This window comes from Nocardia sp. NPDC023733, from assembly GCF_040639775.1.
GTDB lineage: Bacteria > Actinomycetota > Actinomycetes > Mycobacteriales > Mycobacteriaceae > Nocardia > Nocardia rosealba.
This window is the reverse complement of record NZ_JBFAAN010000003.1, coordinates 86000-109125: the sequence shown is the minus strand read 5'-3', so window position 1 is coordinate 109125 and position 23126 is coordinate 86000. Positions and strand designations below refer to the sequence as shown.

The 23126-nt window shown below is 67.2% G+C and carries 20 protein-coding genes and 1 tRNA gene; 13 read left to right on the top strand and 8 right to left on the bottom strand.

All coding sequences use genetic code 11. The features are described from left to right. The first annotated feature begins 52 nt into the window (after positions 1-52). From AB0F86_RS15955 to AB0F86_RS15945, 3 genes are read left to right on the top strand one after another with little or no spacing between them, the layout of a single operon-like run. On the top strand, positions 53-1882 hold the full coding sequence (locus AB0F86_RS15955) for an ABC transporter ATP-binding protein (protein WP_356984593.1): 1830 nt from the start codon (positions 53-55) through the stop codon (positions 1880-1882). Continuing rightward, positions 1882-3723 (top strand): ABC transporter ATP-binding protein, encoded by a 1842-nt coding sequence (locus AB0F86_RS15950; RefSeq protein WP_356984591.1) that lies wholly within the window; start codon positions 1882-1884, stop codon positions 3721-3723. Before AB0F86_RS15955 ends, AB0F86_RS15950 begins: the two co-directional genes overlap by 1 nt. A gap of 49 nt (positions 3724-3772) precedes the next feature. Next, positions 3773-4390, top strand: a complete 618-nt coding sequence (locus tag AB0F86_RS15945) for a putative glycolipid-binding domain-containing protein (RefSeq protein WP_181700468.1) — start codon at positions 3773-3775, stop codon at positions 4388-4390. Positions 4391-4488: 98 nt separating this feature from the next. On the opposite strand, the gene AB0F86_RS15940 is transcribed toward AB0F86_RS15945, so the two are convergent. After that, positions 4489-5436 carry a prephenate dehydrogenase gene (locus AB0F86_RS15940; RefSeq protein WP_356984590.1) on the bottom strand — a complete coding sequence of 316 codons (948 nt, stop codon included), beginning with the start codon at positions 5434-5436 and terminating at the stop codon, positions 4489-4491. A 58-nt stretch (positions 5437-5494) separates the two neighbouring features. Here AB0F86_RS15940 and AB0F86_RS15935 point away from each other — a divergent pair, with 58 nt between their 5' ends. From AB0F86_RS15935 to AB0F86_RS15925, 3 genes are all read left to right on the top strand, one after another. Beyond that, positions 5495-6034 (top strand): tRNA adenosine deaminase-associated protein, encoded by a 540-nt coding sequence (locus AB0F86_RS15935; RefSeq protein ID WP_356984588.1) that lies wholly within the window; start codon positions 5495-5497, stop codon positions 6032-6034. An 11-nt stretch (positions 6035-6045) separates the two neighbouring features. After that, positions 6046-6480, top strand: a complete 435-nt coding sequence (locus AB0F86_RS15930) for a nucleoside deaminase (protein WP_356984784.1) — start codon at positions 6046-6048, stop codon at positions 6478-6480. Between the two features lie 46 nt (positions 6481-6526). Beyond that, positions 6527-6617, top strand: a tRNA-Ser gene (locus tag AB0F86_RS15925). 17 nt (positions 6618-6634) lie between these two features. Here the strand turns inward: AB0F86_RS15925 and AB0F86_RS15920 are convergent. Beyond that, positions 6635-7612 carry a helix-turn-helix domain-containing protein gene (locus tag AB0F86_RS15920; RefSeq protein ID WP_356984586.1) on the bottom strand — a complete coding sequence of 326 codons (978 nt, stop codon included), beginning with the start codon at positions 7610-7612 and terminating at the stop codon, positions 6635-6637. 285 nt (positions 7613-7897) lie between these two features. Between AB0F86_RS15920 and AB0F86_RS15915 the strand changes: the two genes are divergently transcribed. Then, entirely contained in the window at positions 7898-8146 is a 249-nt protein-coding gene (locus AB0F86_RS15915) for a hypothetical protein (protein ID WP_067494949.1), read from the top strand. 33 nt (positions 8147-8179) lie between these two features. On the opposite strand, the gene AB0F86_RS15910 is transcribed toward AB0F86_RS15915, so the two are convergent. Next, positions 8180-10468 carry an MMPL family transporter gene (locus AB0F86_RS15910; RefSeq protein ID WP_356984584.1) on the bottom strand — a complete coding sequence of 763 codons (2289 nt, stop codon included), beginning with the start codon at positions 10466-10468 and terminating at the stop codon, positions 8180-8182. A 162-nt stretch (positions 10469-10630) separates the two neighbouring features. Then, entirely contained in the window at positions 10631-12925 is a 2295-nt protein-coding gene (locus AB0F86_RS15905; RefSeq protein WP_356984582.1) for an MMPL family transporter, read from the bottom strand. A 133-nt stretch (positions 12926-13058) separates the two neighbouring features. Between AB0F86_RS15905 and AB0F86_RS15900 the strand changes: the two genes are divergently transcribed. The 5 genes from AB0F86_RS15900 to tgt all read left to right on the top strand — a co-directional run bounded on the left by AB0F86_RS15900 (position 13059) and on the right by tgt (position 19193). Next, positions 13059-13652 carry a TetR/AcrR family transcriptional regulator gene (locus tag AB0F86_RS15900; RefSeq protein ID WP_181700459.1) on the top strand — a complete coding sequence of 198 codons (594 nt, stop codon included), beginning with the start codon at positions 13059-13061 and terminating at the stop codon, positions 13650-13652. Between the two features lie 10 nt (positions 13653-13662). Continuing rightward, the gene (locus tag AB0F86_RS15895; RefSeq protein WP_067494693.1) at positions 13663-14139 is read left to right on the top strand and encodes an Rrf2 family transcriptional regulator; all 477 of its coding nucleotides are present in this window, start codon (positions 13663-13665) and stop codon (positions 14137-14139) included. Positions 14140-14233: 94 nt separating this feature from the next. Continuing rightward, a complete protein-coding gene (locus AB0F86_RS15890) occupies positions 14234-15967 on the top strand; it encodes an ABC transporter ATP-binding protein (RefSeq protein ID WP_356984580.1) in 1734 nt (577 codons plus the stop codon). After that, on the top strand, positions 15964-17871 hold the full coding sequence (locus AB0F86_RS15885) for an ABC transporter ATP-binding protein (protein ID WP_356984578.1): 1908 nt from the start codon (positions 15964-15966) through the stop codon (positions 17869-17871). Before AB0F86_RS15890 ends, AB0F86_RS15885 begins: the two co-directional genes overlap by 4 nt. Positions 17872-17939: 68 nt before the next feature. Further along, complete coding sequence (tgt, locus tag AB0F86_RS15880; protein WP_356984576.1) at positions 17940-19193, top strand: tRNA guanosine(34) transglycosylase Tgt; 1254 nt, start codon at positions 17940-17942, stop codon at positions 19191-19193. Positions 19194-19281: 88 nt separating this feature from the next. Here tgt and AB0F86_RS15875 read toward each other — a convergent pair whose 3' ends face one another. Next, positions 19282-20055 carry a queuosine precursor transporter gene (locus tag AB0F86_RS15875; protein WP_356984575.1) on the bottom strand — a complete coding sequence of 258 codons (774 nt, stop codon included), beginning with the start codon at positions 20053-20055 and terminating at the stop codon, positions 19282-19284. 82 nt (positions 20056-20137) lie between these two features. Between AB0F86_RS15875 and AB0F86_RS15870 the strand changes: the two genes are divergently transcribed. Further along, positions 20138-20698 carry a DUF4190 domain-containing protein gene (locus tag AB0F86_RS15870; protein ID WP_181700450.1) on the top strand — a complete coding sequence of 187 codons (561 nt, stop codon included), beginning with the start codon at positions 20138-20140 and terminating at the stop codon, positions 20696-20698. Between the two features lie 75 nt (positions 20699-20773). Here the strand turns inward: AB0F86_RS15870 and AB0F86_RS15865 are convergent, their stop codons facing one another. From AB0F86_RS15865 to AB0F86_RS15855, 3 genes are read right to left on the bottom strand one after another with little or no spacing between them, the layout of a single operon-like run. Beyond that, positions 20774-21481, bottom strand: coding sequence for an RDD family protein (locus AB0F86_RS15865; RefSeq protein ID WP_181700448.1), 708 nt, complete (start codon positions 21479-21481; stop codon positions 20774-20776). 43 nt (positions 21482-21524) lie between these two features. Beyond that, entirely contained in the window at positions 21525-22445 is a 921-nt protein-coding gene (gene gluQRS, locus AB0F86_RS15860) for a tRNA glutamyl-Q(34) synthetase GluQRS (protein ID WP_356984573.1), read from the bottom strand. Positions 22446-22455: 10 nt separating this feature from the next. Next, positions 22456-22941 carry a DUF309 domain-containing protein gene (locus AB0F86_RS15855; protein WP_225281229.1) on the bottom strand — a complete coding sequence of 162 codons (486 nt, stop codon included), beginning with the start codon at positions 22939-22941 and terminating at the stop codon, positions 22456-22458. Between the last annotated feature and the right edge of the window lie 185 nt (positions 22942-23126).

Here is a 23126-nt window from a genome sequence, read left to right as displayed (position 1 = left end):
TGGGAGTCCGTTCCGGTAACCAACCCATCCAACCGGACCCGAGGGGGAGTCTTTGTCTGTCACATCAGAACTGGCGGTCACCGAATCGGAGGCCGACAGTTCGGGGCAGCCCACACAGCGAGCGCGCGGGGGTATGCGCTCGCTGCGCCGGTTCCTGCCCTACCTGAAGCCGTACCGGGTTCCGCTGATCCTGGCGAACCTGTTGGCCATCATGATGGCCGCGACCGCGGTGGTGACACCGCTGGTCATCGCCCGCATCATCGACGGACCGATCGCGCGCCGTGATTTCGCGGGTCTGCTCGTGCCCGTCGCGTTCGTGTTCCTGCTCGGCGCACTCGAATCGTTCGGCATGTGGGGCAGGCGCTGGTTGGTGTCCAAACCGGCGACGACATTCGAAATCACCATGCGGGCAAAGCTGTTCGCGAAGCTGCAGGCGTTGTCGATCGGCCGTCACGACGGGTGGCAGTCCGGTCAGCTGCTCTCGCGTGCGGTCGACGACATGTCGGCGCTGCGCCGGTTCGTCGCGTTCGCCGGGCCGTTCCTCATCGTCAACTCGGTGATCGCGCCCGTCGGGCTCATCGCCTTGTTTGTGCTGAATTGGCAAGTGGGGCTGATCTTCACGGTGACCTGCCTGCCGCTCACCGTGTACTGCACACGTTTCGTCCGCCGGTTCGAAGTGGCCTCGCGCCGCTCCCAGGACCAGGCGGGAGACCTGGCGACCATCGCCCAGGAATCCGCGCAGGGCGTGCGTGTGCTCAAGGCGCTCGGCCGTGGCCAGTTCTTCGGTGCCCGCTTCACCGCCCTGTCGCGTGAACTGCAACGCACCGAGCTGACGAAGGTGCATCTGGACGCCACGCTGTGGTCGGCGCTGGTCGCCCTGCCGACCATCGCGATCGCGCTGTCGCTCGGTGTCGGCGGATACGCGGTGGCCCAGGGCTCCATGACCATCGGCACCCTGGTCGCCGCCGTCACGCTGGAAACGTTCCTGCAGTGGCCGGTGATCTGGCTCGGCTTCCTGCTGTCGGAGCTGTTCGAGGCGCGTACCGCCGCCGACCGGTACTGGGAGATCATCGACACCCCGCTCGACATCGCCGACCCGCCGGACCCGGTCGGCCTACCCGTGCCGGTGCGCGGCGAACTGGTGATCGAGGGCGTCCGGTTCGGTTACCCGCGTGCCGACGGTGGTCCGGAAAACGCTGTGCTGGAAGATGTCTCGCTGCGGATCAGGCCGGGCGAGACGGTCGCGCTCGTCGGCGCGACCGGTAGCGGCAAAACCGCACTGCTCGAGCTGATCCCGCGCCTCTACGACGTGAACGCCGGCCGCATCACCATCGACGGTGTCGACATCGCCACGCTGCGACTGGCCGACCTGCGCCGGGTGGTGACGGTGGCCTTCGAGGAACCGGTGCTGTTCTCGGCGAGCGTGCGCGAGAACGTGGCCCTCGGCGACCCGAGCGCCACCGACGACGACGTGCGGCGCGCGCTCGACATCGCCCAGGCCACCGACTTCGTCGACGCGCTGCCCTGGGGTCTCGACACCAGGATCGGCGAGCAGGGCATGAGTCTGTCCGGCGGGCAGCGGCAACGGCTCGCGCTGGCCAGGGCGGTGCTCACCGGTGCGGCGGATGCCGCCGAGGGCCGGATCATGGTGCTCGACGACCCGCTCTCCGCGCTGGACGTGGAAACCGAGGAGCGCGTGCAGGATCGGCTGCGCGCGGTGCTCTCCGGTGCGACGACCCTGCTGGTGGCGCACCGCCCGTCCACCGCCGCACTGGCCGACCGGGTGGCGCTGCTCGCCGACGGACACATCGTCGCCGAGGGCACCCACGACAAACTGCTTCGCACCAGCCGCCACTACCGCGAACTGATGGGCGGTGCCTGATGACCACCGAAACGGTTGAACCACAACAGGATCAGGCGGCCGACTGGCGCGGTATCGCCAAGGAGGACGACGCCGTCACCGGCACCGGAAACGTGGTGCTCGCCGGCCGATCCCGCAGGCTGCTGCTCGATCTGGTCCGGCCCTACCGCAAGCTGGCCGTCCTCACCTTCGTCCTGATCGTGCTGGACAACGCGGCGAAGGTGTCGGTGCCGCTGTTCATCGCCTACGGGCTCGACCACGGAATCACGCAAGGGCGCCAAGGGAACTGGACGCCGTTGATCGCGACCGTCGCCGGGTTCGTCGCGGTGACGGTGCTGTCGGGTCTCACCACCTTCGCCTTCCTGCGCGCGGCCGGAACGCTGAGCCAGCGGGTGCTGTTCGACCTGCGGGTGCGCACCTTCGCGCACACCCAGCGGTTGAGTGTGTCGTTTCACGAGAAGTACACCTCGGGCAAGGTCGTCACCCGGCTCACCAGCGATATCGAGGCGCTGCAGGACCTCCTCGAGGGCGCGCTGAACCAGGCGGCGAGCGCGCTGCTCTCGGTGGTGACCATCGCCGTCCTGCTCGTCTGGCTCGACCCGATGCTCGCGGCCATCGTGCTGCTCGGGTTCGTGCCGCTGGTGTTCGTCACCCGGTGGGCGCAGCGGCGGCAGCGGGCTGGTTACCGGCGGACCCGTGGCGCGATCGCCAGGGTGATCGTGCAGTTCGTCGAATCGATGAGCGGCATGCGGGCGGTACAGGCGTTCCGGCGCGAACACCGCAACCAGGAAGTACTCGGCGTCGAGGACGCGGCGTACCAGAAGGCGACGACCACCGCGATGCGCGGCGTCGGCGACTACGTCGGCCTGTCGAACTTCATCGGCAAGGTGACAACCGTCGTCGTGCTGCTCGTCGGGTCCTGGCAGGTGATGGAGGGCAACCTGGCCATCGGTGTGCTCGCGGCCTACCTGCTCTACCTCGACCAGTTCTTCGGCCCGCTGGACGAGCTGGCCCAGGTGTTCAACTCCTACCAGTCGGCCGCGGCCGCACTGGAGAAGATCTCCGGTGTGCTCGAGGAGGAACCGGCGGTCGCGGAACCGGTCGAACCAGTGACGGTCGATCACCCCACCGGTGCGGTGCGGATGGACAAGGTGTGGTTCGGCTACGACGCGGCCTCGCCGGTGCTGCCCGAATTCGACCTCGACATTCCGGCCGGGCAGATCGTCGCACTGGTCGGTGCCACAGGGGCCGGCAAGTCGACGCTGGCCAAGCTGCTCACCCGGTTCTACGACCCGTCCGGCGGCACCATCACCCTCGACGGTGTCGACCTGCGCGAACTGGCCGACACCGAGCTGCGCAGGCACGTCGTGATGATCACGCAGGAGGCGTACCTGTTCTCCGGCACGATCGCCGACAACATCCGGCTCGGCAGGCCATCGGCCACCGATGCCGAGGTGCGGGCGGCGGCCCGCGCTGTCGGGCTCGACCAGTTCGTCGGGTCGCTGCCGGACGGATACGACACCGACGTGCGAACCAGGGGTGGGCGATTATCGGCCGGTCAGCGTCAGCTCGTCGCCTTCGCCAGGGTGTTCCTCGCCGATCCGGTGGTGATCGTGCTCGACGAGGCCACGTCGAGTCTCGACATCCCCGGTGAGCGCCTCGTGCAGCGTGCGCTGGAGACGCTGCTGCGGGACCGGACGGCCGTCATCATCGCGCATCGGCTGTCCACGGTCGCCATTGCCGACCGGGTGCTGGTGCTCGACGGCGGCCGTGTGGTGGAGGACGGCGCACCGGCCGAGCTGATCGCAGGCCAGGGCCGCTTCGCCGGACTGCACGCCGCCTGGCGGGATTCGCTGGTGTGATGCGCTCGTGTTGTACAGCGCCGGGGCCGGTGTCGCTTACCGTAGAGAGGTGACGACCCCAGCCCCGGGCCCGGCCGCAGGCCCCACCGAGAACAGACCGGCCTCTCGGTGGCCGGCGGTGCTCACCTGGCGAGCCCACGACAACTCCCGGATGGAATCGGTCCGGGTGACGGTGAACGGCAACCGGATCAGGGCCGCGGGCCGGATGATCGGCAGCGCAGGCAACGAGCACCCGGCGTTCAGCGCCTCCTACGATCTGGTCACCGACGAAGCGGGTGCGACCAGGCGTTTGTCGCTGCGCACCACGACCGCCGCCGGTGAACGCCACGCCTCGGTGTCGCGGGACGAGGAGAACTACTGGCTCGTCGACGCGGGCGGCACCCACGTGCGCTCGACCTTCGCCGGCGCCCTCGATGTGGACGTGGTGCTCAGCCCGTTCTTCAACACCCTGCCGATCCGCCGGTTCTGCCTGCAGAACGCCGTCGGCGACGTGCAGGTGCCGGTCGTCTACGTGCGTCTGCCCGACCTGCTGGTGCAGGAGGCCGAACTCACCTATTCGAGTGCCGCCGACGGCATCAACGTGCTCTCCCCGGTTTCGAGCGCCACATTGAAGGTGGATCCGGAAGGGTTCGTCCTCGACTATCCGGGGCTGGCCGAGCGGGTCTGAACCGCGGCACCGGCCGCCCTCGCAGGCGGCCACCTGTCGGCGCCGACCGCCCGATGCCCTGATCGACCGGGCACGGCGGCCGGAACGGTCGCGACCGACTACAGCGCCCGCAGCACCCCACCGCGCTGACCAGCACGCCGCAGCTCGTCGAGCCAGCCGTCGGCGCCGGGCGTCACCCCCGTGATCTCCCATTGTGCCCGGCTGTCGTACGCCGACCGCCCCCGGTAACCCGCCTCGACAACCTCGCCGAGCGTGCCGTCGGCGCGAAGAGCGTCACGCGCGGCGATCAGCGCCTCGATGGTTTCGTCGAGCACCAGTTCCAATGCACCGGCATTCGGTTCACAGATCGCGCGAACCAGGTCGGGCGCGGTACCGGCTACCCGGGTCCCGTCGCGGAACGAACCGGCCGCCAACCCGAGCGCCAGCTCACCCCCGCCCGCTCCGGCCGCGGCCAACGCCTCGGCCAGCACATGCGGCAGATGCGAGATCCGCGCGACGGCCTGGTCGTGTTCCTCGGCGCCGACCGGAACCACGAGAGAACCGCAGTCCAAAGCCAGCCGAACCACCCGCGACCACGGCTCCACCCGGGTGCCCTCATCCACGCCCACAGCCCACACCGCGCCGCGGAACAGCTCGGGATCGGTTGCCGCCCAGCCGGATTCAGATGTACCGGCCATCGGGTGACCGCCCACGTACCGAGCCTTGAGCCCCTGTTTGCGCACCGCGTCGGCCACCGGCCCCTTCACGCTGACCACATCGGTCAGCGCACATCCCGGCGCATAGGCGGCGACCTCCGCGAGCACCGGCGCGACGGCGGGCATCGGCACCGCGAGCACCACGAGCGCGTCGACGGCAGCGGCCCGGCCCAGCACCTCGGGCAGGTCACCCGACACGTCGAAACCGTCGAGGCGGGCGGCCTGCGCGCCGTCGGCCGACCGGTTGTACCCGAACGCCTCGTACCCGGCGTCCACCGCCGCGCGCAGCACGGAGCCGCCGATCAGACCCGTTCCGAGGACACATACGGCGCCACGCTCGTCGATACTCACGGGAACAGATTGGCACACGAGTTCATCATTACGGGCGGGACAGACTACCGTTTGGTCCATGGCAGCACAGCGCTCGGGCACGAACAGGGCGACGTCGGATGACGACTTCGACGTCGAAGGGTTCGCCGTGGCGGTGGTCCGCGAAGAAGGTACGTGGCGGTGCAGTCCTCTCAGCCACGACGCCCTCGTCGACCTCTCCACCGCCGAGACCGAATTGAAGGCATTGCGCAGCTCCGGTGCGGTGTTCGGGCTGCTCGACGTCGACGACGAGTTCTTCATCGTGCTGCGGCCCGCGCCGAGCGGCACCCGGCTGCTCGTCTCCGACGCGACCGCCGCGATCGACTACGACATCGCCGCCGACGTCCTCGACGCACTCAATGTCGAGATCCCCGACGTCGACCCCGACGAGCTCGACGACATCGAACCATGGGAAGAGGGCGACCTCGGCGTACTCGCCGACCTCGGCCTGCCCGAACCGGTACTCAGCGTGATCCTCGCCGACACCGACCTCTACCCGGACGAACAGCTGAAACTGATCGCCGAACGCCTCGGTTTCGCCGACGAATACGCGGCGGTGCTGGACAAACTGCACAAGTGACCGAAGAGGACATGCTGCGCGCCGCGCTCGCGGCCGCCGCTGACGCCGATCCGCGCGATGTGCCGGTCGGCGCCGTCGTCTTCGATGCGCAGGGCCGTGAGCTGGCCCGCGCGGCCAACGCCCGCGAAGCCCTCGGCGACCCGACCGCCCACGCGGAAGTCCTCGCCCTGCGGAAAGCCGCGGCCGTCCACGGCGACGGTTGGCGGCTCGAAGGCGCGACCCTCGCTGTCACCTTGGAACCGTGCACGATGTGTGCGGGCGCGCTGGTACTTGCCCGCGTGGAGAAGGTGATCTTCGGCGCCTGGGAACCCAAGACCGGGGCGATCGGTTCCCTGTGGGACGTGGTCCGCGACCGCCGCCTGAACCACCGCCCTCAGGTGCGCGCCGGAATCCTCGAATCCGAATGTGTCGCCCTCCTCGACACCTTCTTCCGCAACCAGCGCTGACCAGCCGATTTAGTGATCGAGCCCCCTATCCGGTACCGTAGTCGGCGGTGGCGTGTCCGAGCGGCCTAAGGAGCACGCCTCGAAAGCGTGTGACGGGTAACCCCCGTCCGAGGGTTCAAATCCCTCCGCCACCGCCAGCAAGCCCCTTACCTGTTCAGGCAGGTGAGGGGCTTTTGCTTTGCTCGGTTCGGAAGGTGTTGCGGTACGCCGAGGGGGAGGTGTGCAGGGCCTTCGCGAAGTGGTGGCGGAAGGTGACCGCGGTGGCGAAGCCGACGGCCGTGGCGATCTCCTCCACCGGGGCATCGCTGGTTTCGAGCATCGCGAGGGCGGCCTGGATGCGTTGAGTGGTGAGCCATTTGCTCGGGGTGGTGCCGGTGGATCGAACGAAATGGCGCAGGTAGGTGCGCTGGGACAGGCCCGCGACCCGGGCGAGGTCGGCGACGCCGATCGGCTCGTGGATGTGTTCGGCGGCCCAGGCCAGGCTGCGGCCGACCGGGTCGTCGAGGGGTTCGGGCGGCATCGGGGACTCGATGTACTGTGCCTGGCCGCCGGTGCGGTGCGGCTGGATCACCAGCCTGCGGGCGACCGCGTTCGCGACGGACGCGCCCATGTCGGTGCGCACCAGGTGCAGCGCCAGGTCGAGGCCCGCCGCGCAGCCCGCGCTGGTGAGGATGTCGCCGTCGTCGGTGTAGAGCGGTTCGGCGTCGACGACCACGGCGGGATACCGCTCGCGCAGCAGGTCGGCGTATCGCCAGTGCGTGGTGGCCCGGCGACCGTCCAACAGTCCGGCCGCCGCGAGTGCGAAAGCCCCCGAGCAGATCGACACGATGCGTGCCCCGTTGCGATGTGCCTGCCGCAGTGCCTCGATCAGCTCCGGTGAGGTGGCGGCGCGCGGATCGGCGACGCTCGGCACCACCACGGTGTCGGCGGCGGCGAAGTCGGCGAGACCATAGGGGCTGCTCATGGTCGCGCCGCCGATCACCCGGATGGGGTCGGGGGTCTCGGTGCAGATCCTCAGCTCGTACCAGGGCTGATCGATGTCGGGCCACACGAGGCCGAACACCTCGATGACGATGCCGGCCTCGAACGCCGTCATCCCGTCGTAGGCCAGCACCGACACGGTCGAACCCATGTCTGAATCTTAGCGATAGTCGTCATCTACGCCACTTCTCGTGGCCTTCGCGGCTCGCGACCATGGATTCATGTGGAAGAAATTGAAGGAATTCGCACTCGGCATTCACGCCGCGAACGCCATCAGGCACGGTGTGTGCCCGCCCGCCGCCGCCCGTCGCGAACCCGCGAAACCCACAACGCGCTGATCGAGAGCTGTCGACGGCTATTCACCTGCGTCCGACCTGCGGTGTAGTACTCGCGTAATAGACTGAGTTACACCGAAATCCGGGAAGGAACGATGATTATGCGCGGGCGTGTGCCGCCACCCGCGAAGTCCGGGATCGGGCTCGGGGGGAAGCTCTTGGTTCTGATCGTGCTCGGGTGGGTGGCCGTAGGGCTGCTCGCCGCAGGTCAGCGGCACTATTTCTCGAAACTCCCGAGGGAGTGCTCGGATTGGGCGACGATCGCCGTCACGGCGGCGGCGGGACCGGGGAACTACATCGGGCTGAACCCGCGGGTCACCGAATGCGAGGTTCCGCAGCCGAGCAAGTAGGCCGGGCACCCGAACGAGTGCCCGGCCCGGGTCTCACAGTTCCGCAGCCGCCATCTCGCGGTCGTTGCGGTGGATCTCGCGCAGCTTGGAACCCTCCACGTCGATATCCGGAACGATCTTGTCCAGCCAGGCGGGCATCCACCACGCCCATTTGCCCAGCAGCACAAGCAGAGCGGGGATGAGCACCATGCGCACGACGAACGCGTCGAGCGCGACACCCGCCGCCAGTGCGAAGCCCATCGACTTCGCGGTGACATCGGATTCGAGCAGGAACGAACCGAACACCGAGATCATGATGATCGCCGCCGAGGTGACCACGCGCGCGCCGTGGTGATAACCCTTCACCACCGCCTCGGTCGGCTCGGCGCCGTGCACGTACTCCTCGCGCATGCGGGTCACCAGGAACACCTGGTAGTCCATCGCGAGCCCGAATACCAAGCCGATCAACATGATCGGCAGGAAGCTCACCAGCGGATGCGGGTCCGAGATCAGCCCGAGCTTGCCCTCCTGGAAGACCAGCACCGTCGCACCGAACGTCGCCGCCATCGACAACAGGAACCCGAGCGCGGCCGTGAGCGGGACCAGGATCGAGCGGAACACCAGAATCAGCAGGATGAACGCGGCGCCCGCGACGATCGCCATGTACGGCACGATCTTGCTCAGCAACACGTGGTCGATATCGGCGTAGATCGCGGTGGTTCCCGTGATGCCGTAAGACATCTGGTACTGCTCGTGCAACGCGGCCTCGGCATCGCGGGCCGACTGCACCAGATCCTTGGTCGACTGATCGTTGGGACCGGCCTTGGGAATACCGTTGATGAGGGCGCCCGCACCGTCGGAGCTCATCTGCGGTTCGGTGACCAGATCCATGTCGGGATAGGACATGAGCTTGTCGCGCAACGCGTTCAGCGCGGCGGGCCGCTGGTCGGCGGGGGTGTCGGCCAGGTCGACGGCCACCTGCAACACACCGTTGCTGCCCTCACCGAAGCCCTCGGTGCGCAGGTCGTAGGCCTTACGCACGGTGGTCGACTTGGGCAGGCTGTCCTCGCCGGGCAGACCGAGGTTCAGGTTCAGCGCGGGCGCGGCGAGCAGACCGAGCACCACGATGGCCAGGATCATCGTCACCGCGGGGAACTTGGCGATCACCCGGGCGACACGGGTGCCGTTGGTGACGACACTGTCGTCCTCGGGATCGTGCTGGGCGATGAGCGGCAGCTTCGGCTTGAACAGGGCCTTGCCGAACGCACCGAGCAGCGCGGGCATGAGGGTGATCGCGGTGAGCACGGCGAACGCGGCCGCCACCGCACCACCCAGACCCATGAACGTCAGGAACCGGACACCGACGATGGCCAGCCCGGCCAGCGCGATGATGACGGTGAGACCGGCGAACACCACCGCCGAGCCGGCCGTGCCGAGCGCGGTACCGGCGGCTTCCTCGGCTGAATCCTGCACGGTCAGTTCGTGTTTGTAGCGGGAGACGATGAACAGCGCGTAGTCGATCGACAGCGCGATACCGATCATCGAGGCCAGGAACGTGGTGAAGCTCGGGATCTCGAGCACCGTGGTGGACAGGAAGATCAGCGAGGTCGCGGCACCGAGGCCGACGACGGCGGTGATGATCGGCACGAAGGCCGCGACGATCGCGCCGAACGCCACGATCATCACCACCAGCGCGACGGCCATACCGATCATCTCGGACTTGCCGCTCGGCATCTCCTGCTCCATGGGCAGGCTGCCGCTCATCTCCACCGTGAGCCCGGCGGCGCGGGCGTCGTCGCCGACGGCGTAGGCGGCCTCGCGGTCCTCGGGTTTCACGTCGGCGAACTCTTTGATGGTGAACGGCACGCTGAAGTAGGCGACGGTGTCGGGCGCCGATTCGTTCAGCACATTGAGCGGTGCGCCACTGCAGGTGGACGGATCAGGTTGCGCGGTAAGGCAACCCATTTCCTCGGTGGCCGTGATCGGGTCGACGATCGGTTCGGTGTGATCGACGATCGGCAACTGCTCGAGCCGTTCGATCATCGCCGCCACGGCCTGGCGATTGCCCGGGTCGGTGAGCTTCTGGCCGGCGGGCGCGCCGACGACGTAGGTGCCGGTGACCGCGTCGAACGCGAACGCCTCCGACATACCGGGGAAATGCTTGTCGAGGATTTCGGTCGCCCGCTCCGACGGCAGGTTCGGCATGCTGAAGTCGTCGGTCATCGGTTTCTGCAGCTGGGCACCGAGTCCGCCGAGCACCATGAAGCAGAGTAACCAGACGGGGAGCACGATCCATTTGCGGCGAAAGGCCAGCCTTCCCCACCGGTACAGATAGACGGACACGGGTTTCTCCTCGGTGATTCGATGCAGAGCGTGGAGTAGAGCCGGGTCGAACTAGTCCTGAGTCTGGTGCCGCGATACCGCGATATCAAGCAACCGGGCCCGCACATGCGACGACCCCGCGATCCATGGGGTGGATCGCGGGGTCGTGTGGGGAACCTGTGGTCAGCCGACGGCGACCGGGTGCTTCACCGTCTCGGTACCCGAGTTGCGCAGCTGCTCGAGCTTGGCGCCCTCGACGTCGATATCGGGGACGATGCGGTCGAGCCACTTCGGCATCCACCAGGCCCACTTGCCCATGATCACCAGCAGCGCGGGCACGATCACCATGCGGACCACGAAGGCGTCGATGGCGACACCGGCGGCCAGCGCGAAACCGAACGACTTCGCGGTGACGTCGGTTTCCATGATGAAGGAGCCGAACACCGAGATCATGATGATCGCGGCCGAGGTGACCACGCGGGCGCCGTGGTGGTAACCGGCGACCATGGCGTCCTTCGGCGAACGGCCGTGCACGAATTCCTCACGCATGCGGGTCACCAGGAACACCTGGTAGTCCATCGCGAGACCGAACACCAAGCCGATCAACATGATCGGCAGGAAGCTGACCAGCGGCTGTGGGTCCTCGATCAACCCGAAGGTGCCCTCCTGGAAGATCAGCACGGTGGCGCCGAAGGTGGCCGCCATCGACAGCAGGAACCCGAGGGCCGCGGTGAGCGGAACCAGGATCGAGCGGAACACCAGGATCAGCAGGATGAACGCGGCACCGGCGACGATCGCCAGGTACGGCACGATCTTGCTGAGCAGCGCGTGGTCGACATCGGCGTAGATCGCGGTGGTACCGGTGATGCCGTACTGCATGCCGTACTGCGCCTGCAGCTCCGCCTCGGCGCCGCGCGCCGACTGCACCAGATCCTTGGTTTCCTGGTTGTTCGGACCGGACACCGGGACGCCGTTGAGCATGGCGCCCTGCTTGTCCTCGCTCCACTGCGGCTCGGTGACGTAGTCCATGCCCTCGTAGGAGGCGAGCTTGTCGCGCAGCGCGCCGAGCGCCGCCTCACGCTGACCCTCGGGCGTGGCGCTCAGGTCGGCGACGACCATGAGCACACCGTTGCTGCCCTCACCGAAGCCCTCGGTGCGCAGGTCGTAGGCCTTACGCACGGTCGAGGTCTTGGGCAGGCTGTCCTCGCCGGGCAGGCCGAGGTTCAGGCCCGCGGCGGGTGCGGCGAGCGCACCGAGCACGACCACCGACAGGATCAGGGCGACCCACGGTGCCTTGCCGATCAGGCGGGCGAAACGCTGGCCGTTGGTGACCGAGTTTTCGTCCTCGGGATCGTGCTGGGCCACCAGCGGCAGCTTCGGCTTGAACAGCGACTTGCCGAAGGCGCCCATCAGCGCGGGCATCAGGGTGACGGCGGTGAGCACCGCGAACGCGGCGGCGATGGCGCCACCGAGACCCATGAAGGTCAGGAACTCCACGCCGACGATGCTCAGCGCGCCGAGCGCGATGATGACGGTGAGACCGGCGAACACCACGGCCGAACCGGCGGTGCCGAGCGCGGTACCGGCGGCTTCCTCGGCCGAATCACGCACGGACAGTTCGTGTTTGTAGCGCGAGACGATGAACAGCGCGTAGTCGATCGACAGCGCGATACCGATCATCGAGGCGAGGAAGGTGGTGAAGCCGGGCACTTCCATGAAGGAGGTGCCGAGCATGATCGTCGAGGTCGCGGCACCGAGGCCGACGATGGCGGTGACGATCGGGACGACCGCGGCGACGATGGCGCCGAAGGCGATCACCATGACGATCAGGGCGACGGCCATACCGATCAGCTCGGACTTGCCGCTCGGCTGTTCCTGCTTCATCGCGATGGAACCGCTGAGCTCGACGGTCAGGCCCGCATTGCGGGCGTCGGCGCCGACCTCGAAGGCGGCGTCGCGCTCGGCGTCGGTCACGTCGGTGACGTTCTTGATGGTGAACGGCACGGTGAGCGTGGCGACGGTCTTGGGTGCGGACTCGTTGAGCACGTTGAGCGGGGCACCCGAGCAGGTCGACGGGTCAGGGTTGCTCAGGCAGCCCATCTTGTCGGTCATCTCGATCGGGTTGGTCAGCGGCTTGGTCTTGTCGACGATCGGCAGTTCACCGAGCTTGCCGATGAACGCGTCGATCGCGGCACGGTTGGCCGGGTCGGTGAGCTGCTGGCCTGCCGGCGCGGCGATCACGTAGGTGCCTGCCACGGCGTCGAACTTGAACTGTTCGGACATGCCGGGGAAGTGCTTGTCGAGGATTTCGTTGGCGCGAGCCGAGGGCAGCTCGGGCATGCTGAAGTCGTTGCTCATCGGCTTGCTGAGGGTGGCGCCGAGCCCGCCGAGCAGCACGAACAGCAGTAGCCAGACCGGCAACACTATCCATTTACGGCGGAAAGCGAACTTTCCCCATCGGTACAGGTATACGGACACGTGTCCCCGCCTCCACATCGCGAATGATTTGTCTACCGTGCGGTAGGTAGACTACCGACGGCGTAAGCGGAGGGGCAACCTCAATTTTATGGGCGCCGGATAGATCACAACCGATTCATGGGAGGATTGCCACATGGCTGCCCGGGACACCGCCGACACCGTTACCGCAGGTGGAGGCACTAAACAGGCGATTCGTGATGCCGCGCTCCGGCTGTTCGCCGCGAAAGGCTTCGAACAGACGAGCCTGCGCGAAGTCGCCGATATGGTGGGAATCACAAAGGCGTCGCTGTACTACCACTACGCGTCGAAGCTCGATCTGCTGCTGGCGATCATCGACCCGATCATCGATCACATGCGCGACATCGTCACCGATATCGACGCCGTCCCCTACGACAGCGAGGGCATTCGCGCCGTCCTGCGCACCTATCTGCGCGGCATGATCCGCCACCGCGACGCGGGCGCGCTGTGCGTGCGCGACACCGCCGCCATCGTCAACGCCATCGCCGACCGCTACCCGGATCTCATGGAACCCACTCGCGAGCTGCGGACCTGGTTGTCCGGACCGAACCCGACTCCGGAGACGATGCTGCGCGCGGCCGGTGCCATCGAGGTGCTCGGGGTGGCGCTGCTGTCGACCGAACTGGCGCCGGGAGCCACCGACGCGCTCGTCGAGCAGACGCTGCTCGACGCGGCGACCGCCGTGCTGGCCGGCGGCGCGACCGCGTAGGTTCGAGACCGTGCATATCACCGCAAGGGTCGATTACGCGGTGCGAACGTTGCTCGAGCTCGCCGCGGCCGACGGGGTCGTGAAGGCCGAGGCCATCGCCGCCGCGGCGCAGATCCCGCCCAAGGTCCTCGAGACCGTGCTCGCCGAGCTGCGTCGCGCCGAACTGGTGCGCAGCAGGCGCGGACCGGACGGCGGGTACCGCCTCGGCAGGCCCGCCGAGGAGATCTCGGTGGCCGACGTGATCCGTGGCGTGGAATCGCCGCTGGCCTCGGTGCGCGGGCAGCGCCCCGAGGACGTGCGCTACCCCGGTGCGGCCGAGCCGTTGCAGCGGGTGTGGATCGCGCTGCGGGTGAACATCCGGGCCGTGCTCGAGAACGTGTCGATCGCCGATATCGCCGCCGACCGACTGCCCGGTTTCATCGATGAGTTGATCGCGGATCCTGGCGCCTGGGCCCGGCGCGAGCCACGTACTCCCGCCGACGCGTGATCTGTCCACAGGTTCGGGTTTATCCACAGGCCTGGTGAAACGCCTGGATAACCGGGGGACGCGGCCTCGCCGCACGCGGTAGCCTGCGTCCATCATGTTGATCACCCTGCTGCGGACCTACACGGCCCCGTACCGCGCCCAGCTGGCCGGGGTCCTCGTGCTCCAGCTGGTCTCGGTCATCGCGATGCTCTACCTGCCGAGCCTTAATGCCGACCTCATCGACAACGGCATCACCAGGGGTGATATCGGCTACATCTGGACCACCGGACTGTGGATGCTCGCGGTGAGCTGCGTGCAGATCATCGCCTCGTCGGCGTCGGTGTACTTCGGTGCGCAGGCGGCGATGGGCGCGGGCCGGGACATGCGCGGCGCGGTGCTGCACCGGGTCGAGACGTTCTCCGCGCGCGAGGTCGGCCTGTTCGGCGCGCCCTCGCTCATCACCCGCTCCACCAACGACATCCAGCAGGTACAGCTGCTCATCGTGATGTCGGTGACGATTCTGGTGATGGCACCGATCATGTGCGTCGGCGGCATCATCATGGCGGTGCGCGAAGACGTCGGGCTCTCGTGGCTGCTGCTCATCGCGGTGCCCGCGCTGGCGCTGAGCATGGGCCTGGTCGTGGCGAAGATGGTGCCCGGCTTCCGGCAGATGCAGGAACGCATCGACGGGGTCAACCGGGTGCTGCGCGAGCAGATCACCGGCATCCGGGTGATCCGCGCGTTCGTGCGGGAACGTCAGGAGATCTGGCGCTTCGGGATGGCCAACACCTCGCTCACCGATGCCTCGCTGCGCGTGGGCAAGCTGATGGCGCTGATGTTCCCGATCGTCATGCTCATCTCCAATGTCACCGCCGTCGGGGTGATCTGGTTCGGCGGGCATCACGTCGACGACGGCACCATGCAGATCGGCTCGCTCACCGCGATGCTGTCCTACATCATGCAGATCCTGATGGCCGTGATGATGGCCTCGTTCCTGGCGATGATGGCCCCGCGCGCGGCGGTCTCGGCCGACCGGATCGGCGCGGTGCTCGAGACCGAGTCCTCGGTGCGCCCGCCGCGCCTGCCGCAGCCCTTCGCAGGCGATCCGGCGACCGTCGACCTGCAGTTCGCCGAATTCGCCTTCCCCGGTGCGGAGAAGCCGGTGCTGCGCGCCATCCGCTTCCAGGTGGCGCCCGGAACGACAACGGCCGTGGTCGGCTCCACCGGTGCGGGCAAGACCACGCTCGTCAATCTGATCCCGCGCCTGATCGATGTCACCGACGGCGCGGTGTACGTGGGCGGCACCGACGTACGGCACCTCGACCTCGAAACACTGCGCGGCGGAATCGGATTGGTGCCGCAGAAGGCGTACCTGTTCTCCGGAACCGTCGCCAGCAACCTGCGCTACGGCAAACCCGACGCCACCGACGACGAGCTCTGGCACGCGCTCGAGGTCGCCCAGGCGGCCGACTTCGTGCGCGAGATGCCGCAGGGCCTCGACACCCCGGTCGCCCAGGGCGGCACGACGGTGTCGGGCGGTCAGCGTCAGCGCCTGTGCATCGCCCGCGCGCTGGTGCGTAAGCCGCGCATCTACCTGTTCGACGATTCGTTCTCCGCGCTCGACGTGGCGACCGACGCCCGGTTGCGCGCGGCGCTGAAACCCGAGACCGCCGACGCGTCGGTGATCATCGTGGCCCAGCGGATCCAGACCATTCGCGACGCCGACCAGATCGTCGTCCTCGAGGACGGCGCGATGGCAGGCCTCGGCACCCATGACGAGCTGATGCAGCGGTGCCCGGAGTACCGCGGGATCGTCGAGTCCCAGCTCAGTGTGGAGGAGGCTCGATGAGGCCGGGTGGACCCGTCCCCGGCGCCCCGGGTACGAAACCGAAATCGTTCGTTCCGTCGCTGAAGCGGCTGCTGCGCAGACTCGCGCCGGAGAAGTTCTCCGTCGCGGTCATCATCGCGCTCGTCGTCACCTCGGTGGTGCTCAACACGCTCGGCCCGTGGTTGCTCGGCAAGGCGACCAACCTGGTGTTCGACGGGTTCGTCGGCAAGCAACTACCGGCGGGGCTGAGCAAGGACGAAACCGTCGAGATGCTGCGTCAGCGCGGGGAGAACACCCGCGCCGACATGCTCTCGGCCATGAACGTGATCCCCGGCACCGGTATCGATTTCGGTGCTGTCGGCCGGGTGCTCACGCTGGTCCTCGTGCTGTACGTGGTCGCGGCGGTGTTCGGCTGGCTGCAGGGCTATCTTCTCAACGTCGTCATCAACCGCACGGTCAAACGCCTGCGCGACGACGTGGAGAACAAGCTGCACCGCCTACCGCTGCGCTACTTCGACACCGCACCGCGCGGCGACGTGCTCAGCCGCGTCACCAACGACGTCGACAATGTCTCCCAGAGCCTGCAGCAGACCATGAGCCAGCTGCTCGTCTCGCTGTTCACCGTGGTCGGCATCCTGATCATGATGTTCTGGATCTCGCCGCTGCTGGCGCTGATCGCATTGCTCACGGTGCCCGCGGCCATCGTCGTCACCGCGCAGATCGCCAAACGGTCCAAGCCGCACTTCGTGAACCAGTGGAAATACACCGGTGAGGTGAACTCCTCGGTGGAAGAGGCCTACACCGGCCACGAGATCATCACCGCGTTCGGCCGCAGCCGCGAAGTGGGCCGGGAGTTCGACGAGCGCAACGACAAGCTCTACAACGCCAGCTTCAAGGCGCAGTTCATCTCCGGCCTGATCATGCCCGCGATCATGTTCCTCGGAAACGTGAACTTCGTGTTCATCGCGCTGGTCGGCGGCCTGCGGGTGGCCACCGGCAACCTCTCGCTCGGTGAGGTGCAGGCCTTCATCCAGTACTCGCGCCAGTTCAGCCAGCCGCTCACCCAGATCGGCGCCATGGCCAACCTGCTGCAGTCCGGGGTGGCCTCGGCCGAGCGGATCTTCGAGATCCTCGACGCCGAGGAACAGAGCCCCGACCCGCTGGTGGAGAACTCGCGCCCGGTCGACCGCGGCCGGGTGGAGTTCGACGCGGTGTCCTTCGGCTACGACCCGGAAACCCCGGTGATCGAACGGCTTTCGCTGGTGGCCGACCCGGGTCATGTGATCGCCATCGTCGGCCCGACCGGTGCGGGCAAGACCACGCTGGTGAACCTGCTGATGCGTTTCTACGAGATCGACGCGGGCACCATCTCCATCGACGACGTCGACATCACCACCATCACCCGCGACCACCTGCGTTCGCGCATCGGCATGGTGTTGCAGGACACCTGGCTGTTCCAGGGCACCATCCGCGAGAACATCGCCTACGGCAATCCGAACGCCTCGGAGCACGACATCATCGCCGCCGCCCGCGCCGCCTATGTCGACCGGTTCGTGCACTCGCTGCCCGACGGCTACGACACGGTGATCGACGAGGAAGGCGGCGGGGTGAGCGCCGGTGAGAAGCAGCTCATCACCATCGCCCGCGCGTTCCTGGCCAAGCCGTCGATCCTGATCCTCGACGAGGCGACCAGCTCGGTCGACACCCGCACCGAACTGCTCGTGCAGCACGCCACCGCCGCGCTGCGCCGCGACCGCACGAGTTTCGTCATCGCCCACCGGCTTTCGACGATTCGCGACGCCGACCTGATCGTGGTGATGGAGAAGGGCCGCATCGTCGAACACGGCAACCACGAACGCCTGCTCGAGGAACGCGGCGCCTACTACCGCCTCTACAACGCCCAGTTCGCGGCTGTGTTGGATTGAGCGCTGGCGCGCTCGAGTCGGCGATCCCTCCTCGAGGTCGGGATGTGCGTGGCTGGCACCATGGGCGGGTGGCCGACAGCAGCGAATTCTCCTTCACGGTAGGCACCCGTCTCGACGGGGGCCGGCATGGGCGTACCGGAGTGATCGGTACCCCGCACGGGGAGATCGCGACGCCTGCCTTCATTCCGGTGGGGACCAAGGCGTCGGTGAAGGCGGTGCTGCCGGAGACGATGAAGGAGCTGGGGGCGCAGGCGTTGCTCGCCAACGCCTACCACCTGTATCTGCAGCCGGGGTCCGACATCGTCGACGAGGCGGGTGGGCTCGGTAAGTTCATGAACTGGGCCGGGCCGACCTTCACCGACAGCGGTGGCTTCCAGGTGATGTCGCTGGGTGTCGGCTTCAAGAAGGTGCTCGCGATGGAGGCCGTCGGGGTGCGCTCCGATCAGGTGATCGCGGCGGGCAAGGAGCGCCTCGCCACTGTCGACGACGACGGCGTCACCTTCCGGTCCCACCTCGACGGCTCGAAGCACCGGTTCACCCCCGAGGTGTCGATGGGTATCCAGCACCAGCTCGGCGCCGACATCATGTTCGCCTTCGACGAACTCACCACCCTGATGAATACCCGTGGCTACCAGGAGAAGTCGCTGCAGCGCACGCACGAGTGGGCGCAACGCTGCATCGATGAGCACGAACGGCTCACCGCCGCCCGCACGCACCGGCCGTACCAGGCGCTGTTCGCGGTGATCCAGGGCGCGCAGTACGAAGACCTGCGCCGCAAGGCCTGTCGTGAACTCGAATCGATCCGGGGCAGTGGCGGAACAGAATTCGACGGGTACGGCATCGGCGGTGCGCTGGAGAAACACAATCTCGGCACCATCGTCGGCTGGTGCTGCGACGAGCTGCCCGAGGCCAAGCCGAGGCACATGCTCGGCATCAGCGAGCCCGAGGACATGTTCGTCGCCATCGAGAACGGCGCCGACACCTTCGACTGCGTGAACCCCTCGCGAGTGGCGCGCAATGCGGCGATCTACGTCGACGAAGGCCGGTTCAACATCAACACCAGCCGCTTCCGCCGCGATTTCACCCCCATCGACGAGAACTGCGACTGCTACACCTGCGCGAACTACACCCGCGCCTACCTGCATCACCTGTTCAAGGCCAAGGAGATGCTCTCGGCGACGCTGTGCACCATCCACAACGAGCGGTTCACCGTCCGCCTGGTCGACCGGATCCGGGCGAGCATCGAAGGCGGCTACTTCGACGAGTTCAAAAAGGAATTCCTCGGCCAGTGGCAAGGCCGCATCAAAGCGCCGGGGGAGTAGACCTGGACCACGCGCTGATGGCGGCATCGGCCGAGAGACGAACGCCACCAGAGCGTGGTGATCAAGTGCCCAGCTGTCAGCGTGCGGCCTAGTCGTGGAGGGCGTCGACCTGCGCCGGGGCGTAGGTCGGCTCCTTCTTCTTGAGGATCGCGATGACGCGGTACGTGATGGGGAGGACGAGCACCTCGCACACCGTCTTCCAGATGAAGCCGACGATCACGAAGTTGACGAACGACTGCCAGGTGTCGATGCCGATCGCCGGGGCGGCGATCGAGCAGAAGATCAGGGTGTCGGCGAACTCGCCGACCACGGTCGACCCGATCAGCCGGGCCCACAGGTGCTTCTCCTTGGTGCGTTCCTTGATGAACACCAGCGTCGCCGAGTTCAGCAACTGGCCTACGAAGTACCCGGCGAGCCCGGCGAGCACCAGCTGCGGGGTGGTGCCGAGGACGGTGCGGAACGCTTCCTGGTTCTCGTAGAAACCGGCGGCAGGCAGCCGGACGGCGACGAAGAAGCAGCCGACGGTGAGCAGCAGCGCCGCGAAACCGGTGTAGATGGCGTGGCGAGTGGCGCGGAAGCCGTAGACCTCGCTGAGCACGTCACCCAGGATGTAGGCCAGGGGGAACAGGAAGAAGGCGCCGTCGGTGGCGATCGGCAGGATCTGCAGCGGGCCGAGCACGACCGAACTGCCGGAGAAGAACTCCACGCCCTTGGTGGCGCAGATGTTGGAAATGATCAGCGTCGCGGTGAACACGGCGACGATTACCGGATAGAACCCCCGCGCTACCTGGGCGAATGCCGCATGCTCCGGCGCGGGGTGCCCAGATTCGGCGGGTTTGTCGAGCGAGTTTGCATCAGTCACGGGTTACATCCTCCCTCAGGCGCCCGAAGGGCCCCGCTCGAGCGCGCCAGCGCTCCAACCACGCATGCCATAGTCTGTAGCAATGACGAATCCCGGCGATTCCGACGAGTGGTGGAAGCAGTACGGCGGTTCCGGCGTGTCACCGGAGTCCGGCGCGCCGGGTTCGGTGCCGCAGTACCCGACCGCCCCGCCGTCGCAGCCTTCGAGCTACCCGTCCAATCCGCAGCAGTCCGCGCCGCAATACCCGCAGCAGCAGCCGCCGTCGCAGCCGCAGTACCCGAACTATCAGCAGCCTGCCGCTCCGCAGTATCCGCAGCAGCCGCAGTACGGCGGGTACCCGGCGGCCGGGGCCTACAACCCGTACGGTGCGTACCCGCAGCCGCAGGGCACGAACGGTCTTGCCATCGGTGCCCTGGTGTCGTCGCTGATCGGCCTGTGCAGCTGCGGTGTCGGTTCGGTGGTCGGCATCATTCTCGGTGTGATGGCGATCAACCAGATCAAGGAACGCGGGGGTGAAGGCAAGGGGATGGCGCAGGCCGGCATCTGGATCGGTGCCATCTCCCTGGTGCTCTGGCTGCTCTACATCGTTTTCGTGGTGGTCCTCGGTGTGGTCGGCGGGATGGATTCTTCGTCCACCTATTGACTTTCGCGGACAAACACAAGGGGCGCTTCCGGAATCCGGAAGCGCCCCTTGGTGTTTTCGCAGGTCGGAGCTGAATCAGCCCTTGACGACCTGGGTTCCGCCCGCGAGCTTGTCGTGCCAGCCTTGCTTGTTCGGGTCGTTGTTGATGGTGACCGCGATGTAGATGGAAAGGCCGGTGGTGACCAGGCCACCGAGGCAGTAGATGGCCAGGGGCGCAAGGAAGATATTGCGCTTGAGCGAGGCCTCCGGGGTGAGCTTCGGCGCGCCACCGGGGGCGACGACCCGCAGGCCGAGCAGCTTCTTGCCGAGGGTGGTGCCCTGCGTCACTTCGAAGCCCACGTTGTAGCCCACGTAAGCGATGCCCATGATCACCCACAGGATGATGCCTGCGAGGAACGGGCTGTCCATCAGTGCCATACCGAGGACGAAGTTCAGGATTCCCAGCGGAATACCGATGATGAAACCGTCGATGACCCTCGCGCCGAGGCGGGTACCGAGGTCACCTGCCTGTGCGCCACCGAAACCCTGCTGGTTGTACGGGTCGGCACCGTAACCGGGCTGCGGCTGCCCGTACGGCTGCTGGCCGTAGGCGGGCTGCTGCTGACCGTAGGGGTCGGCCTGCCCGTAACCGGGCACCGGCTGGCCGTATCCGGGAGTCGGCTGACCGTAAGGCTGCTGCTGCTGTCCGTATCCCGGCTGCTGCTGGCCGTAGGGGTCCTGGCCGTAGCCGCCGGGCTGACCGCCCTGCGGGTACTGATTGGGGTCGTAACCACCGCTGGTCATAAATTCGTCCTCGTCGTGATCAGTAGATCGGTCGTTGCGTACGTTACGGACATCGGTCTGGTTGGAACAACCCGATAGGCTCGAGTATCCATGGTTTCTCCGGGATGCGCGCCGGGTCGAAAACCGCGCGGAGCTCTGCCGTTGTGCGAGCGGCATATCCGAGTGAATCGGCGATCGCCGCCAGCACGTCGCCGGGCGTGTTGCCGAGCGCGATCTGGTCGGAAAGGCTCACCGCCCCATCGCGTTTGGCGAGTCTTCTGCCTTCGGTATTGAGTACCAACGGAACATGGGCGTAGGTGGGCAGTGGCAGGCCGAGCAGGTCGGCGAGATAGGCCTGGCGGGGGGTTGACGGCAGCAGGTCGTCGCCGCGCACCACTTGATCCACCCACTGGGCGGCGTCGTCGACCACGACGGTGAGGTTGTAGGCGGGGATGCCGTCACCCCGGCGCAGCACCAGATCGTCGACGGCGCCTCGGTAGCGGCCGTGGCGCAGGTCGGTGATCTCGTAGTCGGTCACGTCGGCACGCAATCGCACTGCGGGCGAACGGCCTTCGGCCCGGCGAGCGGCACGCTGTGCGTCGGTGAGGGTGCGGCAGGTGCCGGGGTAGGCCCCCATCGGCCCGTGCGGTGCGGCGGCGGCCTGCTGGATTTCACGTCTGGTGCAGAAACATTCGTAGGTGCGCCCGGCCGCGGTGAGTTCCTCGATCGTCGACTCGTAGACCGCGAGCCGGTCGGATTGCCGCAGGACAGGGCCGTCCCAGTCGAGTCCGATGGCGGCGAGGTCGTCGAGCTGGCGTTGTGCCGCGCCCGGGCGGACGCGGTCGAGGTCGTCGATGCGCATCCGGAACGCGCGCCCGGTGGTGCGGGCGTAGAGCCAGGCCAGGATGGCGGTGCGCAGATTGCCCAGGTGGAGCTCGCCCGAGGGGCTCGGGGCGTAGCGGCCTGCACCTGGTGAACTGGACACCTGTCCGATCCTAGTCGGTCGTGCGGCGCAGCCTCGGCCGCAGCTGTTCGTCGGTGAGCTGGGCGCCGCCTTCGACGGCGTCGAGCAGCTGTTCGGCGTAGGAGATCAGGCCCGCACGGTCGACATCGTGCTGCTGGGCATTCGCCGGGTAGGCGCCGAGCCGCTCGCAGGCGCGCCGCAGCAGCGTGGTCGCACCCTTGGCGTTGCCACGCTGGATGTGGGTCAGGCCGACGGCATATTGGGCAAGACCTTGCCAGAGCATCCGCTCGGCAACCGGCCCGTTCTTCCAGGCCGCCTCCAAAACCTCGTGTGCGTTGAATGCCAATCCGTCGTCCAGCAGTTGCTGGGCGAAGGTCAGAGTTTGCTGGGGGGTCAACTCGAGATCGTCGGGAATTCGGGCGACTCCGGCACTGCCGGGCGGCAGTGGTCGGCCCAGTCGGTCGCGTGGGCGGTCGTTACGGGCACGACCTGCGGCGTCGCGGTCACGGGAGATCATTCCCCCATGATCCACGTCCACTTCGGATGGTGCTGATGTGGCCTGTGAGGCGAGCAGGAATGTGACGTATCACGAACCAATCACATGGAAGTAAATCCGCATGTGTCAAGCCCGTGGTGAATGGGTAGGAGGGCCTGGCAATGCCGCCGCAAACGCAAACCTTCGCAAGCTTGGCAAACGGATAT